The sequence below is a fragment of the Pseudomonas sp. EL_65y_Pfl2_R96 genome (assembly GCF_963970905.1).
Taxonomy (GTDB): Bacteria; Pseudomonadota; Gammaproteobacteria; order Pseudomonadales; family Pseudomonadaceae; genus Aquipseudomonas.
The window spans coordinates 1-265 of record NZ_CAXAQH010000449.1; the positions used below are offsets into that span (position 1 = coordinate 1).

Annotated in this window: 1 protein-coding gene; it reads left to right on the forward strand. The window is 57.7% G+C overall.

What is annotated here, in order from left to right; translation table 11 throughout:
* Positions 1–265, forward strand: a 265-nt coding sequence (locus AACY49_RS31520; protein ID WP_339528281.1) for an IS110 family transposase, incomplete at both ends; no start/stop codon positions are given.

Here is a 265-nt window from a genome sequence, read left to right on the forward strand (position 1 = left end):
ATCATCTGAAGGAAGCCGGCTTGCTCGGTCAGTTGAAGCGTTGCGTGAAAGTTGAAGGCATTGGATTTTTGACCGGAGCCCGCTTGCTCACGGCGTTTCAGCGGGGCGACTTCAGAAACGCGGATGCCTTTATTGCCTTCCTGGGAATGGATCTGCGCGTGTCGAAGTCAGGACAAAAGGATGGTCGTCGGAGTCTGACCAAGCGAGGTGACCCGGAAGCCCGCCGGCTTTTGCACAATGCAGCCATGTCGGCCAGCCGTACGCC